Annotated in this window: 17 protein-coding genes; 5 read left to right on the forward strand and 12 right to left on the reverse strand. The window is 68.2% G+C overall.

The genetic code is table 11. The features are described from left to right. Nucleotide 1: 1 nt before the first annotated feature. The 9 genes from N792_RS10970 to N792_RS11005 form a co-directional block, all read right to left on the reverse strand. Complete coding sequence (locus N792_RS10970; RefSeq protein WP_084105731.1) at nucleotides 2-547, reverse strand: FixH family protein; 546 nt, start codon at nucleotides 545-547, stop codon at nucleotides 2-4. Then, nucleotides 544-2109 (reverse strand): 4Fe-4S dicluster domain-containing protein, encoded by a 1566-nt coding sequence (locus N792_RS10975; RefSeq protein ID WP_052103990.1) that lies wholly within the window; start codon nucleotides 2107-2109, stop codon nucleotides 544-546. Before N792_RS10975 ends, N792_RS10970 begins: the two co-directional genes overlap by 4 nt. A 22-nt stretch (nucleotides 2110-2131) precedes the next feature. Next, entirely contained in the window at nucleotides 2132-2407 is a 276-nt protein-coding gene (locus N792_RS10980; protein WP_191150543.1) for a hypothetical protein, read from the reverse strand. Nucleotides 2408-2430: 23 nt separating this feature from the next. Next, the gene (gene ccoP / locus N792_RS10985; protein WP_036195050.1) at nucleotides 2431-3381 is read right to left on the reverse strand and encodes a cytochrome-c oxidase, cbb3-type subunit III; all 951 of its coding nucleotides are present in this window, start codon (nucleotides 3379-3381) and stop codon (nucleotides 2431-2433) included. Then, nucleotides 3378-3545, reverse strand: a complete 168-nt coding sequence (locus N792_RS13850; RefSeq protein WP_084105733.1) for a cbb3-type cytochrome oxidase subunit 3 — start codon at nucleotides 3543-3545, stop codon at nucleotides 3378-3380. Before N792_RS13850 ends, ccoP begins: the two co-directional genes overlap by 4 nt. A gap of 3 nt (nucleotides 3546-3548) precedes the next feature. After that, entirely contained in the window at nucleotides 3549-4163 is a 615-nt protein-coding gene (ccoO, locus tag N792_RS10990) for a cytochrome-c oxidase, cbb3-type subunit II (RefSeq protein ID WP_036195052.1), read from the reverse strand. Between the two features lie 10 nt (nucleotides 4164-4173). Beyond that, the gene (ccoN, locus tag N792_RS10995) at nucleotides 4174-5655 is read right to left on the reverse strand and encodes a cytochrome-c oxidase, cbb3-type subunit I (RefSeq protein WP_084105745.1); all 1482 of its coding nucleotides are present in this window, start codon (nucleotides 5653-5655) and stop codon (nucleotides 4174-4176) included. 158 nt (nucleotides 5656-5813) lie between these two features. Further along, nucleotides 5814-6020: a twin transmembrane helix small protein gene (locus N792_RS11000; protein ID WP_036195054.1), complete on the reverse strand. Its 207-nt coding sequence runs from the start codon at nucleotides 6018-6020 to the stop codon at nucleotides 5814-5816. Further along, nucleotides 6017-6397, reverse strand: a complete 381-nt coding sequence (locus tag N792_RS11005; RefSeq protein ID WP_052103993.1) for a hypothetical protein — start codon at nucleotides 6395-6397, stop codon at nucleotides 6017-6019. The genes N792_RS11000 and N792_RS11005 overlap by 4 nt, the downstream gene beginning before the upstream one ends. Before the next feature lie 165 nt (nucleotides 6398-6562). Here N792_RS11005 and N792_RS11010 point away from each other — a divergent pair, with 165 nt between their 5' ends. Beyond that, nucleotides 6563-7978, forward strand: coding sequence for an aminotransferase-like domain-containing protein (locus N792_RS11010; RefSeq protein WP_036195057.1), 1416 nt, complete (start codon nucleotides 6563-6565; stop codon nucleotides 7976-7978). Between the two features lie 147 nt (nucleotides 7979-8125). On the opposite strand, the gene N792_RS11015 is transcribed toward N792_RS11010, so the two are convergent. From N792_RS11015 to nirK, 3 genes are read right to left on the reverse strand one after another with little or no spacing between them, the layout of a single operon-like run. Beyond that, nucleotides 8126-8710: an SCO family protein gene (locus N792_RS11015; RefSeq protein ID WP_036195059.1), complete on the reverse strand. Its 585-nt coding sequence runs from the start codon at nucleotides 8708-8710 to the stop codon at nucleotides 8126-8128. Beyond that, nucleotides 8707-9483, reverse strand: a complete 777-nt coding sequence (locus tag N792_RS11020) for a formylglycine-generating enzyme family protein (RefSeq protein WP_036195062.1) — start codon at nucleotides 9481-9483, stop codon at nucleotides 8707-8709. Before N792_RS11020 ends, N792_RS11015 begins: the two co-directional genes overlap by 4 nt. 1 nt (nucleotide 9484) lies before the next feature. Then, the gene (gene nirK, locus N792_RS11025; RefSeq protein ID WP_036195064.1) at nucleotides 9485-11008 is read right to left on the reverse strand and encodes a copper-containing nitrite reductase; all 1524 of its coding nucleotides are present in this window, start codon (nucleotides 11006-11008) and stop codon (nucleotides 9485-9487) included. A gap of 256 nt (nucleotides 11009-11264) precedes the next feature. On the opposite strand from nirK, the gene N792_RS14040 reads away from it, so the two are divergent. From N792_RS14040 to ubiT, 4 genes are read left to right on the forward strand one after another with little or no spacing between them, the layout of a single operon-like run. Continuing rightward, nucleotides 11265-11435, forward strand: coding sequence for a hypothetical protein (locus N792_RS14040; RefSeq protein ID WP_156969387.1), 171 nt, complete (start codon nucleotides 11265-11267; stop codon nucleotides 11433-11435). A 10-nt stretch (nucleotides 11436-11445) separates the two neighbouring features. Continuing rightward, on the forward strand, nucleotides 11446-11844 hold the full coding sequence (locus N792_RS11030; protein WP_224743875.1) for a DUF2249 domain-containing protein: 399 nt from the start codon (nucleotides 11446-11448) through the stop codon (nucleotides 11842-11844). Then, nucleotides 11825-13168 carry a hypothetical protein gene (locus N792_RS11035; protein ID WP_191150479.1) on the forward strand — a complete coding sequence of 448 codons (1344 nt, stop codon included), beginning with the start codon at nucleotides 11825-11827 and terminating at the stop codon, nucleotides 13166-13168. Before N792_RS11030 ends, N792_RS11035 begins: the two co-directional genes overlap by 20 nt. Further along, entirely contained in the window at nucleotides 13131-14024 is an 894-nt protein-coding gene (gene ubiT, locus N792_RS13525) for a ubiquinone anaerobic biosynthesis accessory factor UbiT (RefSeq protein WP_224743874.1), read from the forward strand. The genes N792_RS11035 and ubiT overlap by 38 nt, the downstream gene beginning before the upstream one ends. The last annotated feature ends 67 nt before the right edge of the window (nucleotides 14025-14091 follow it).

Below are 14091 nucleotides of genomic sequence, written 5' to 3' on the forward strand. Positions count from 1 at the left end.
CCTACGGTGCCTGCAACGAAGGCCGCAGGTCGGTGGCTTGCTGGTCCTTCGGCAGGCGTCCCCGCAGACGCCAGTGGCTGTCCTCGGGGCCGAGCGAGACCTTCCAGTCGTGGCTGATATCCAGCTCGGCCGGCGCACGCCAACCCAGTTCGTAGGGCTCCAGCACGAAGGCCTGGTCCTGCGACGAGAGCGTGGGATGGGCGAGGGTCAGCCACAGCGGTGCGGCAGTGTCGAACTTCCCGCTGACCGGCAGCACCTCGATGATTCCGAGTTCGGCGTCGATGCGCACGATCGCGCTGAGCTTCTCCTGCGCGGCGACCGCGTCCGGGCCCAGGTCGGCGGTCTGGATCTGCGCGGTGCGCTGGACATCGTCGCGGATCACGTCGTTGTTGCCGTCGCTGGCGATGAAGATCAGCCCGATGCTGGCGATGACCACCACCGCCGGCAAGGCGATCACCAGCCAGATGATCGGCATGCGCCACGGCGACTCCGGCTTGCCGTCGTGCTGGCCGGCGGAGGGTTTGTCGTTGGGGTCTGGTCGGTTCATTGGGTCGGTCCGAAGAAGCTGCTGTCCACGACCTGGCGGGTCTTGCCGTCAGCGGACTCAATCACGAACCGCAGGTCGTGGCGGCCCTGCACGGTGGCTGGCGCGGTCACCTCGACCGGCAGCGAGATCACCTGCGCCGCGTCGGCCTGGGCGGACTGGGTGCCGCCGCGCAGGACGATCCCGGGCGTGGTCGACTCCAGCTCGATGCGGTACTGCTGCGGCCGGTCGGTCTTGTTGACGAGCTTCAGGGTGTAGCCGTTGTCGATGCCGTCCGTGGTTACCCGGTACAGCGCATTGCGGTCGCGCAGCACGTCGACGATCAGCGGGCTGCGTGCAGCGATGCCCCAGGCCCAGGCGCCGACCAGCACCACCAGCAGCGCGGCATAGATGAACACGCGCGGACGCAGGATACGGGTGGGCTCGCCGTCGATCGCGTTCTGGGTGGAATAGCGGATCAGGCCACGCGGGTAGCCCATCTTGTCCATCACCTCGTCACAGGCGTCGATGCAGGCGCCGCAGGCGATGCAGTCGTATTGCAGGCCGTCGCGGATATCGATGCCGGTTGGACAGACCTGGACGCACATGGTGCAGTCGATGCAGTCGCCGGCGGCGTCGGGCGCGGGACGCGGCAGTGCGACTTCCAGACTGGCGCCGAAGGCCGCGTCGTTGGGCTTGCCGGCCTCGGTGCGCGCGTACTCCATCGCGTTGCCGGCCGCGTCATGGCGGCTGGCGCGGAATACCAATTCGTACGCCAGCGCCTTGTCGAGCAGGCCGCGACCGCGGGAGATCACGTCGCCCAGGCCACGGCGGCGCGGGCCGCGCGGCTCGCCGCGCATCGGGTCGTAGGCGATGATCAGGGTGTTGCGGTCGAACATCGCGCTCTGGAAGCGCGCATACGGGCACATGTACTTGCACACCTGTTCGCGCAGGAAGCCCGCGTTGCCCAGCGTGGCCAGGGCATAGAACAGCACCCAGAAAGTCTCCCAGCCGTTCCAGTCGAACGGCCAGGCGCGTTCGGCCAGGCTGACGATCGGGGTGAAGAAGCCGACGAAGGTGAAGCCGGTCCACAGCGCGAACGCGATCCACAGCACGTGCTTGGAGCCCTTGCGCAGGATCTTGTCGCGGTTCCACGGGCCGGCATCGAGCTTCATCCGCTTGGCGCGGTCACCCTCGGTCCAGCGCTCCATCCACAGGAACACCTCGGTCCAGACCGTCTGCGGGCAGGCGTAGCCGCACCAGATCCGTCCCGCCAGCGCGGTGACGAAGAACAGCACCAGCGCCAGGATGATCAGCAGCATCGCCAGGAAGGTGAAGTCCTGCGGCCAGAAGGTCAGGCCGAACACGTAGAACTTGCGCGCCGGCAGGTCGAACAGCACCGCCTGGCGGCCGTCCCAGTCCAGCCACGGAAACACGTAGTACATCCCCAGCAGCCAGAACACCGCCAGTTTGCGCAACCGGTCCAGCCGGCCGCTGACATCGCGCGGATACACCTTGCGCTCCTTGACGTAGACGGAGCTTCCGCTGCCGTCGTCGAGGAGGTCGATGTCGATTTTCTTGCTCACCGCGGACTGCCTTTCTGGATGACTACTTCTGGGGGGGTAAGGACCGGTTGAAACGGCTCGCCGGCCGCAGCAGCAGCCAGGTGAACAGGCTCGACGACGCCGTCGCCAGCCAGAACATGAAGAAACCGATCGTGTAACCGACCCCGCTGGTGATCGGCACGTCCGGGAAGGTCATGTCGCGCAGCTGCAGCGGGTCGATGAAGGCGAAGAACACCATCGTCGCCACGCCGGCGGCGAAGAAGCTGGGCCAGAGGATCGCGCCGACCCGCTGCGCCATCGGGCGCGGCGGGTGGTCCATCGGGGATGGCGGCGCGTACTGGCTCACGGGGCGGCCTTGGGCGTGGTGCCCGTGGCTCCTGCTGCGGGCGGGTTGGACAGCGACCACACGTAGGCCGCGACCAGCCGCGAACGGGTCTCTCCGAGCAGCTCGCGATGCGCCGGCATCACGCCGTGGCGACCATTGACGATGGTCTGTCGGAGGCTTTCCTTGCTGTCGCCGTACATCCAGTAATTGTCGGTCAGGTCGGGCGCGCCGACGGCCTGGTTGCCCTTGCCATCGACCCCGTGACAGGCCACGCACACGCCGTCGTAGAGCTTCTTGCCCTGCGCGGCCATGAAGTCGTTCTGCACCGACTGGCCGGGCGTGCCGAGGACGTGCACGTAGGCGATGACGTAATCCACCGCATGCTCGCCGCCCATGCCGGTCAACACCTTGCCCCACTCGGGCATCACGCCTTCGCGGCCGTCGAGCACGGTTTCCAGCACCTGGTCGGGTGCACCGCCCCAGTGCCAGATGTCGTCGGTCAGGTTGGGGTAGCCGATCGCGCCCTGCGCCGACGAGCCATGGCAGGTGGCGCAGGTGTTGGCGAAGATCGAGCGGCCCAGATTGAGCGCGACCGGGTCGTTCGCCAGCTGGTCGATCGGCTTGCCGTCATACGGACGGAAGGTTTCGGCCAGGGTGGCATCCCAGACCTGCTTGTCGCTGGCGTGCTCAGCCTGCGAGCTCCAGCCGCTGAGGCCGGAGTAGGTACCCCAGCCGCCGTACCAGAACAGGTAGGCAAAACCGAACGCGATCGCGATGAAGAAGCCCTGGATCCACCAGCGCGGCATCGGTTTGTTGTACTCGGTGATGTCCTCGTCCCAGTAGTGACTGGTCTCCTCCGGCTTGGGATCGCCGGGGCGGCGCTTGGACGTCCACCACAGCAGCCAGACGCAGCCCAGCAGGTTGAACGCCGCAAGGACGATGACATACCACGACCAACTGGTGCTCATGCGTGCGGCTCCCCCGCGCCTTCGGCGGTGTTGTTGCCCGGACCCTCGTCGAGCGCGAGGCGTGCGGTTTCATCAAAGGATTGCTTGTTCCGTGGGCTCCAGGCCCAGACCCAGACCGCCACGAATATCAGCATCAGCACGACGGTGATGATTCCCGAAAGCATGGCTCAACCTCCACGCGGGGCATTCAGGCCCAGGCCCTGCAGGTACGCCACCACCGCGTCGAGCTCGGTCTTGCCGGCCACGTCGTCGGCGGCGCTGGCGACTTCCTCGTCGGTATACGGGTCGCCCAGGCGCTGCAGGGTCTTCATGTGGCGGGTGATGGCCTTGCCGTCGACCTCGTTCTTTTCCAGCCACGGGAACGCCGGCATGTTCGACTCCGGCACCACCGCGCGCGGGTCGGTCATGTGGACGCGGTGCCAGTCGTCGGAATAGCGTCCGCCGATCCGGGCCAGGTCCGGCCCGGTGCGCTTGGAACCCCACTGGAACGGGCGGTCGTACACCGACTCGCCGGCCAGCGAGTAGTGGCCGTAGCGCTCGGTCTCGAAACGCAGGGTGCGGATCATCTGCGAGTGGCAGTTGTAGCAGCCCTCGCGCACATAGACGTCGCGGCCGGCCAGCTGCAGTGCGGGGTAGGGCTTGACGCCCGGCAGCGGCTCGATCGCCTCGGCCTGGTACATCAGCGGCACGATCTCCGCCAACCCGCCCAGCGATACCGCCACGGCGACCAGGACGGCCATCAAGCCGATATTTTTCTCAACCTTCTCGTGTCCAATAGCCATCTTTTTGTCCTCAGCCCTGCACTTCGGCCGCGTGCGGCGCCAGCACCGGATGTGCGGCCGGAGCCAGCACGCTCTGGCGCGTGCGCCACATGTTCCAGGACATCAGGCAGATGCCGGCCAGCACCATCAGCCCGCCGAGCAGGCGTCCCAGGTAGTACGGATAGGTCACCGCCAGCGACTCCACGAAGCTGTAGGTCAGCGTGCCGTCGGCGTTGGTGGCGCGCCACATCAGGCCCTGGGTGATGCCGGCGATCCACATCGAGGCGATGTAGAACACCACGCCGACGGTGTGCAGCCAGAAATGGCCGTCGATCCACTTGGTCGAGTACATCGCCTTGGCACCGATCAGGCGCGGATACAGCGAGTACAGCGAGCCGAAGGAAATCATCGCCACCCAGCCCAGGGTGCCGGCGTGGACGTGGCCCACGGTCCAGTCGGTGTAGTGGCTGAGCGAGTTGACGGTCTTGATCGACAACAGCGGGCCTTCGAAGGTCGCGATCATGTAGAAGCTGATCGCCACGATCAGGAACTTCAGGATCGGGTCGGTGCGCAGCTTGTGCCACACGCCCGACAGGGTGAGGATGCCGTTCATCGCGCCGCCCCAGCTCGGGGCCAGCAGGATCACCGAGAACACCATGCCGACCGACTGTGCCCAGTCCGGCAGCGCGGTGTAGTGCAGGTGGTGCGGACCGGCCCACATGTAGACCGAGATCAGCGCCCAGAAGTGCACGATCGACAGCCGGTAGGAGTAGATCGGCCGCTGCGCCTGCTTGGGCACGAAGTAGTACATCATCGCCAGGTAGCCGACGGTCAGCAGGAACGCCACCGCGTTGTGGCCGTACCACCACTGCGCCATCGCATCGACCGCGCCGCTGTAGACCGAGTAGGACTTGAACAGCCCGGCCGGGAAGACGAGGTTGTTGACGATGTGCAGCAAACACACGCCGATGATGTAGGCGCCGTAGAACCAGTTGGCGACGTAGATGTGCTTGACCCGGCGTTTGGCGATGGTGCGGAAGAACAGCCAGCCGTAGGCGACCCAGACCACCGCGATCAGGATGTCGATCGGCCATTCCAGCTCGGCGTATTCCTTGCCCTGGGTGATGCCCATCGGCAGGGTGATGACGGCACTGACCATCGCCGCCTGCCAGCCCCAGAACACGAAGCTGGCCAGCTTGTCGGAGATCAGCCGGACGTGGCAGGTGCGCTGCACGACATACAGACTGGTGGCGAACAGCACCGAACCGCCGAACGCGAAGATCACGCCGTTGGTGTGCAGCGGCCGCAGCCGGCCGTAGCTCAGCCAGGGGGTGTCGAAGTTCAGAGCCGGCCAGTAAAGCTGGGCGGCGATGAACACGCCGACGGCCATCCCCACGATGCCCCAGAACATGGTCGCGACCACGAACTGGTGGACCACCTTGTCGTTGTAGTAGCCGCGGGGCGCGGCCAGCGCGGAGTCACCCAGCGCGGAGTCACCGGGGCCAGCCGGCATCGCCATGGCATCGTCATGCACAGTCATGGAAAACCTTCATTTGTGTAGGCACCTATTTTCCTGGAGCCAACTGGGTGGGGAGTTGATCTGGATCAAACCGGTCCGGGCCGTGGGGAGGTACGGCGGGCGGGGTCGCAAGGCCGGTCAGGCATCGCCAGTCAGGCACCGACACCGTGAGGCTGGAGGATCCCCATGGCGATGCCGGCAATCACCAGCCCGATCAGCACGATCGATAGCGTGATGCGTCTGGTCAACGCGTTGACCGTGCGTTTGCTGGTGCCGGTATCGACCAGCATGTAATACAGGCCAGCGCCGAGATTGTAGATGATCACGCCGAGGAAGCCGAGGATGAGCAGGGTCTTCATGACGCGAACTCCCGGGTCGAGGCGGGTGCGGAGGCGGTTGCGGCCTCCGGCGAGGGGGCGCCGGCGTCGCGGAGCCGCCGCAGCCAGCGGTGGCGCAGGCCGACGGCGACCGTCATCGCCAGCAGGAACATCCCGTACGCGCCCATCGTGGCGACCACCTGCTTCCACATGGCGCCATAGGCCGGGTCGGCCAGGTGGTAGCCGCGCTGCATGCCCCACGCGGCCAGCGCGGTGGCGGTCGCCAGGCTGAGGCTGTCGAACACGGTGCGGGCGGGCATCCGCGGCTGCCGTGGATAGACCCAGAACAGCACCGCGAGGATGGAAAACCACGGCACGAACAGGATCAGGGCGAGGGTGATTTCGACTTGCGGGTTCATCGGAAGCGGTTCCGTTGGGGGGTGTCCGGTCGGAACGTCCGGCAGGAACATCCATTCAACGTCGCAGGATACGGTGACCGGATCAGTTCCCGTAGACTCAGGCGATTGGTAAAAAACCGTATCAGTTCAGCGGGTTCAGGTTCGACCGAAGGCGAGGAGCCGACGATGAAGCTCTATGAAGCGCTGGCCGAGGACGTCGCCGGGTCGATCCGGCAGGGGCTGCTGAAGCCCGGCGACCGCTTGCTGTCGGTGCGCCAGGCCAGTGCCGCCCACCGGGTCAGTCCGTCGACGGTGTTCCAGGCGTACTACCTGCTGGAGGCGCGCGGGCTGGTCCATTCGCGGCCCCGTTCGGGCTACTACGTGAACGCCGCCGCGGTGGCCCGTGCGCCGGAGCCCGAGTTGCCGTCGCAGCCCGATGGCGAGTCGCGTTCGGTGGAGGTCAGCGACCTGGTGTTCCAGGTGCTGGAGTCGTCGATGGCGCGCGACGTGGTGCCGCTGGGCTCGGCGTTCGTGGATCCGGAGCTGTTCCCGCTCCGGCAGCTGGGCCGCGCGCTCGCCTCCACCGCCGTCCATCTCGATCCCCGCAGCACCGTCGATGACCTCACGCCCGGCAACGCGGAGCTGCGCCGGCAGATCGCGTTGCGGTACCGGCTCGGCGGCATGCAGGTCGGCAGCGACGAGATCGTCGTCACCAACGGCGCATTGGAGGCGCTGAACCTGTGCATCGGCGCGGTGACCGGGCCGGGCGATGCGGTGCTGGTCGAGTCACCGTGTTTCTACGCGACCTTGCAGGTGCTGCAGCGCTTGCGCCTGCGCGCGATCGAGGTGCCCACCCATCCGCGTGAGGGTATCGACCTGGCGGCGATGGAGGCGGCGATCGCGCGGCATGCGCCGAAAGCCTGCTGGCTGATGACGAACTTCCAGAACCCGCTCGGCGCGAGTCTGTCGAGCGAGCGCAAGCGTGCGCTGGTGGAACTGCTGGCGCGGCACCGGATTCCGCTGATCGAGGACGACGTCTACGCCGAGCTGTATTTCGGCCACGAGCGTCCACTGCCGGCCAAGGCGTTCGACCGCGAAGGACTGGTCATGCACTGCTCGTCGTTTTCCAAGAGCCTGGCGCCCGGTTACCGGATCGGCTGGGTCGCACCGGGCCGGTTCGCGCAGCAGGTCGCCCGTCGCAAGTTGACCACCACCCTCAACACCAGCGTGCCGACCCAGGCGGCGCTGGCGAAGTACCTCCAGCACAGCGGCTTCGACCGCCACCTGCGGCGGCTGCGCAAGGCTCTGGCGACGCAGCAGGCGCAGTACCTGGATGCAGTGGCCCGGCACTTTCCGTCCGGCACCCGGGTGACGCGACCGGCCGGCGGCTACTTCCTGTGGCTGGAGCTGCCGCCGCCCGCCGACGCGCTGGTGATCCAGCAGCGTGCCGCGCAGTTGGGCATCAGCATCGCGCCGGGACCGATGTTCTCGGCCGGCCGCAGCTTCGGCCATTGCCTGCGGCTCAACTGCGGCCACCGGCTGGACGCGCGGACGGAGTCGGCGCTGGCGACGCTGGGGCGACTGGCCCGCGAGACCGCGTAAATCCCTTCTCCGCCCTGCACGCCGTTCTGCCTCAGCCCGCCGGGTGTGCGTGGCTGAGGCGGTGTCCGGCAGGGATGCAGGCCAGCCATTGCCTGCGTCTTGAGCTGCGACGCGGCGTCGCCCGGGCGGATCGGTCCATGGGGTGCGTCAGCGCAACGCCTTGCGGACGGCGGCAACGAACTCCGGATCGGGCTGGCTGCCGACCTTTTCAGTGCGCGCCAGTATCCGGCCTTCGCTGTCCAGCAGGACCAGCGCACTGGTGTGGTTGAACTCGCCATCGGCGAGCGCGCGGTAGCGGATGCCGAGCACGCCGGCGATTGCACGCACGTCGCTGGCGGGCGGGCTGGCCAGGGTCCAGCGCGCCGGATCGAGCTTGCGCTTGTCGGCCACGGTCTTCAGTGCGGCCGGGGTGTCGCGCACCGGGTCCATGCTGATCAGGGTGATGCCCAGGCGCGCGCGTTCGGCGTCGGTCAGCTGCTTCTCGACCGCCTTGCCGCTGTCGATGATCAGCGGGCAGATGTACTGGCACGAGGTGTAGAACATCGACACCAGCTGGGGCGCGCCGCGCTTGCTGGCCCAGGCGGCCTGCCGGCCGTCCTGGTCGGTCAGCTGCACCTGCAGCTGGTACACCGAGTCGCGCGGCAGGGGTGCCTGTTTCTGTGGGGTGGGCGGGGCCGCCAGCGCGTTGCTGCACAACAGCGCGGCGGCGAGGGTGAGCATCAGTCGTTTCATGGTGTGTCCTTGACGCACCGGAAACCGAGGTTGCCGGTGGTGGCTTCGGCACTGAGCGAGGACAGCATCGCCACCCGCATCAGTACGGCGTAGTTGTCGCGGTCGTTCATCGACAGCGCGCCGGCGCCGCAGAAGCGGGCATTGTCGGGATCGCCCTGGTTGCGGTTGTCGGCGTCCATCAGCAACGAGGAGAAGTCCTCGGTCCATTCCCATACCAGGCCGTGCAGGTCCTGTATCCCGTACACGTTGGCCGGCTGCAGGCCGGCGCGCGGCAGGGCGGTGTTGGACGGGCGCGAGTACCAGCGCAGGATGCGTTCGCGCCAGGCCCGGTCGCGGCGGGCGTCGCGGCGGGTCTCGTCGGCCGCCGCGACGTACTCCCATTCGGTCCAGGTCGGCAGCCGCGCGCCCTGCGCGGCGCAGTAGGCATCGGCGGCGAACCAGCTCACCTGCACGACCGGCTGGCCGGGCTTGGCGTCCTCGCCCAGTTCCACCGGGCCGGCCCAGTGCGACAGGTAGCGCGCCTCGGCCAGCACGCCGGGGACGCGGTCGCGCCGCCATTGCGGCTGGGCCTTCACGAACGCGAGGAAGTCCGCATTGGTGACCGGCGTGCGCATCATCGAGAAGGCCGCGACCGGCTGCTTGCCGGGCGCGTCCTCGTAGTTGAGCGCGCTGGCGAAGCTGCCGCCGGGTACGGGCAGGTAGTCCGCGCCGCCGGCGAGAGCACCGGCGACGGGGATCGCGACCAGCAACGCGGCGGCGAGCTTGCCGATCACGTCAGTGGCCCGCCGAGGCGTTGGCCGGCTTGGTCTTGCGCATCTCGGCGACCTCGGCCTTGGTCACCTTGCCGCCCGGGTTGTTCCAGCTGTTGAGCACGTAGGTCGAGATGTTGGCGATCTCGTCGTCGGTGAGCTGGTTCATCGGCGGCATGATCGAGTTGTAGTCGGTGCCGTTGACCGTGACCGGGCCTTCCAGGCCATGCAGGATCACCCGCGGCAGGGACTTCGGGTCGGCCTTGATGTAGTCCGAGTCGGCGATCGGCGGGAACACGCCGGCCATGCCCTGGCCGTTGGCCTGGTGGCAGGTCGAGCAGGTGCCCATGAACAGTTCCTTGCCGGCCTGGATCTGCTCCTCCACGGTCAGCTCGCCGGTCTTCTGCGCGGCGGCGGCCACGGCGACGGCGGCCAGGTTCGGTGCCGCGCGGTCGCCGATGTACATCTCGTCGACTTCCAGGCCCGAGTAGATCTCCTTGTTCTCCGGCCCATCGGCCTTGAGGATCGCCAGCGCACCCTTGTTGAACGCGCGGAAGATGCTGTGGTCGACCAGCACGTAGCTGCCCGGCACTTCCAGGTGGAACTCCATCATCGCCGCGCCGCCCGCCGGGATCAGCGTGGTCTGCACGTTCTCCTGGTACTTGGTGCCGCCTTCGTACCAGACCTTGTCAAAGATCTCGCCGATCACGTGGAAGCTCGACACCAGGTTCGGGCCGCCGTTGCCGACGTACATCCGCACGGTTTCGCCGACTTTCGCGGTCAGCGACTTGTCACCGGTGGTGGAGCCTTCCGAGCCGTTGAACAGCACATAGGTCGGGTGCTCATCGATCGCCTTTTCCATGTCGAACGGCTGCAGGCCCTTCTCGCGGTATTTGCCGGTGGTGTAGAAGTCGCCCTGCATCACGTAGTACTCCTTGTCCACCGCCGGCAGGCCCTCCGGCGGCTCGACCAGGATCATTCCGTACATGCCGTTGGCGATGTGCATGCCGACCGGCGCGGTCGCGCAGTGGTAGACATACAGGCCGGCGTTGAGCGCCTTGAAGGTGAACTGGGTGCGGCGGCCGGGCGCGGTGAAGCTCGAGGCCGCGCCGCCGCCGGGGCCGGTCACGCCGTGCAGGTCGATGTTGTGGGGCATCTTGCTGTCGGGCATGTTGCGCAGGTGGAACTCCACCGTGTCGCCCTGCCGCACGCGGATGAAGCTGCCCGGCACGGTGCCGCCGAAGGTCCAGAACGTGTAGTCCACGCCTTCGGAGATCGGCATGACTTTCTCGATCACGTCCAGCTCGACGATGACCTTGGCTGGGTGGCTGCGGCCGGTGGCCGGTGGCACATGCGGCGGGCTGGTCAGCACGGCCTTGATCGGTTCCCCCTGCGGCGGTCCGAAATCGCCCTTGCGGGAACCGCCGGTCTCCTGCGCGGTGGCATCGGCCGCCGGCGTGGCAGTGGGTGTGCTGCTCCGGTCACAGGCCGGCAAGGCCAGTGCCAGCGCCGCCAGCAGCGGTATCAGGTAAACGGTTGTGCGCTTCATCTGCGGACTCTCCGGGAGAGGGGAAACGGTGGGTAATGCGGACAGGAATGGCGGGCGGAATTGCGACCGGCGTGGATTTTCGGGAAGGGTGGCAGGAATGACGCAGCGGATTCTGATCTGGATCAAATTTTCCGGGCTGCCGGAGCCGTTGTGGCAAGCGCTTGATCCAGATCACGGGTGTCGCGGGCTGTGCGTGGTCTGCTGCAGGCGCAGTGCGGTGATTGCCTGCGTGTCGCGGTAAAGAGGTCCATACGTCATGAGTGAGTACGAATTCGGCGGGTTTCAGCCCATGCCGTGCTGCGGCCTGGCCGAATGCCTGGACGCGGCCGGAATCGATGGCCGGGTGCCGGTGTCGCATCTTGTCAAGGATCTGCCGCGGATGTCGTCGACGCCGGTCGTGGAGTCGCGCAGCGAGACCCTCCAATGAGCATCCGTCCGTGTCGTTGATCCGTCGGCTGTGGACACCGGCGGCGCCGGCCATGGACGACGATGCCGGGCCGTCAATGGATGCACGGCCTGAAACCGCGCTCGACTTCCGCGGGTTGCCGGCGCCCGAGCCGATGGCGCGTGCGCTGGCGGCCGCCGATACGTTGCTTCCGGGCGGAGAGGTCGCGGTGCTGACCCCGTTGATGCCGCTCCCGTTGCTGGATCTGTTGGCGGCGCGTGGCCTGCTGACGCAAAGCCGGGCGCTGGCCGATGGCGGCGTGCTGACGCTGATCCGGTGTCCGCATGGACAGGGTGCTGCGGACCCGCCGGAGCAGGGCGAGCCGGCGCAAGCCCGGCAAGCACAGGCCCGACAAAAGCAGGGCGCGGACATTGGCACGACTCGCCCTTGATCGCGCGCCGGCACCGGCGTTGCCGCGCCGGTTCCTGCTCAGCGCACCGCTGTGGGGTGCGTTGACGGGCGTGCTGCTGTTGGCCGGCGGCGAGGCGGCCGTGGTCGATCGCTGGTCGCCGATGACGCTGGCGGCCGTGCACATGTTGACCCTGGGAATGCTGGGCAACGTCATGTTCGGCGCACTGCTGCAGTTTCTGCCGGTGGTGGCGGGGGTGCGGATCACCGGCGGCCCGCGCGCAGCGCATCTGCTGCACGCGCTGCTCAATCTGGGCGCGGCCGGACTGGTGGCGGGATTCCTGGGCCGGTGGTGGGACGGTTTGCTGATGGCGGCGGCGGTGCTGGCGTTGGCATTCGGCTGCCTGGCGGTGATGACATTGCCGGGTCTGTGGCGGGCGGCCGGCCAGGCATTGCTGCGGACCGGTATCGCGATGGCGATCCTGGCGGCGCTGGTGACCGCGGCGCTCGGGATCGGCATGACCGTGGGGCTGTCGGGCCGTGCCGGACTGCCACTGCAGCCCTGGGCGGACATCCACGCCGGCTGGGGCGTGCTGGGCTGGATGCTGGTGCTGATCGCCAGCGTGGGGCGGGTCACGATGCCGATGTTCCAGGGCACGGCCAGCACGTCGGTGCGCAGCCAATCCACCTGGCTGCTGGCCGTACTGATGGTGCTGCTGCCCGGATCGATCCACTGGGTGGTGGACGGCGAGCCGGGCGCGCTGCGGCTGGGTGCGGCGCTGCTGGTGACCGCCTTCGCGCTGGCGGGCTTGTGGTTGCAGTGGAGCGCGCCGCGCAAACGCGGCCGGCCGCTGGTGCGCAGCTGGCGCGCAGGCCTGCTCGCCCTGCTGGTTGCACCGTGGCTGCTGGGCGTGGGCGACGGGATGCTGGCGGGCATCTTGGCCATTGCGGTCGGCGTGCCGCTGCTGGTGATCGGCATGCAGATGGAGATCGTGGCCTTCCTGGGCTGGATCGGCCTGCAGCGCGCCTGCCCGCGCGGCGTGCTGGTTCCGAGCGTGCAGCAGTTGCTGCCCGATGCCGACAAGGGCCGCGTGCTGGCCTGGCACGTGGCGGCGTGTGCGTTGCTGATCGCCGCCGTGGCGTGGCCGCACGACGGGCTGGCGCGGCTGGCCGGGCTGGCGTTGCTTCTGGCGTATGGCGCGCTGTGGTGCGCGTTGCGCCGGGTCGGACGGCGCAGCGATGACTTCCTGTCGTCGCGTCCTTTCCACCCACCGGCGAGCGCGCCGGACCGCCATTCCGCCGCGGAGCCCGCCAACCAGGACGACCGCCATGCAGCCGACCCCACCCATGCCACCAACGACGCCTGACCCGGTCGCGCTGGCCTGGGTACGCCGGGCGATCGACGGTGTCGACGACGCGATGCTGCTGCTGCTGGCCGGTCGCGGCCGGCTGGCGCGCCACGCCGCGCGGATCAAGCAGCGCGCCGGCGTACCCGGTCGCGATGCGGGCCGCGAGGCGCGGGTGCATGCACGCGCGCAGTCGCTGGCATCGCGGATCGGCCTGCCCGCGGCGACCGCGCGGGCGATGACCTGCCTGGCGATCGACCACGCCTGCCGCCAGCAAGGGCTCGCAACTGATCTGGATCAAGGCCGGCAACCTGCCATCCACCGCATGATCGTTCCCGCCATGCACGACACCTCCGCACACAACGCTCCCTCCCCTCGCCATTCGGCGCTGCTGCGTCTGATCCCGCCGCCGTCGCGGCTGGCGCCGTTGTTGCGCGTGGTGCCCCTGACCGCCCAGCGGCGCCTGCTGGAACGTGCGATGCAGCGCGTGCTGGCGGCGCCGCTGGCGGACGGCACGCTGGACTTCATGCAGGGCCGCCGGCTCGGCATCGAAGTCACCGACCTGGGCCTGCGCTGGGTGATCGAGCAGCACGGCACCCGGTTGACGGTCACCGACGAGGCGCCCGAGGCCAGCGTGCGCGGTACCGCGACCGACCTGCTGCTGCTCGCCAGCCGGCTGGAGGATGCGGACACGCTGTTCTTCCAGCGCCGGCTGGTGCTGACCGGCGATACCGAGCTGGGCCTGACCGCGCGCAACCTGCTGGAGCGGTTGCCGTGGGAATCGGTGCCGCTGGGCCTGCGCATCGGCCTCAACCGCGGCGCGCGCCTCGCCCGCGCGGCCCGCACGGCGCATGCGGCGGGTCGCCAGCGCACCTGATCCGCCTCGTCCGCACGGTGTTTATTCCCGCACGGTGTTTTACGTGCCTGATCCCTTCAGCTATGTG

The sequence above is a fragment of the Lysobacter concretionis Ko07 = DSM 16239 genome, assembly GCF_000768345.1.
GTDB classification, from domain to species: Bacteria; Pseudomonadota; Gammaproteobacteria; order Xanthomonadales; family Xanthomonadaceae; genus Novilysobacter; species Novilysobacter concretionis.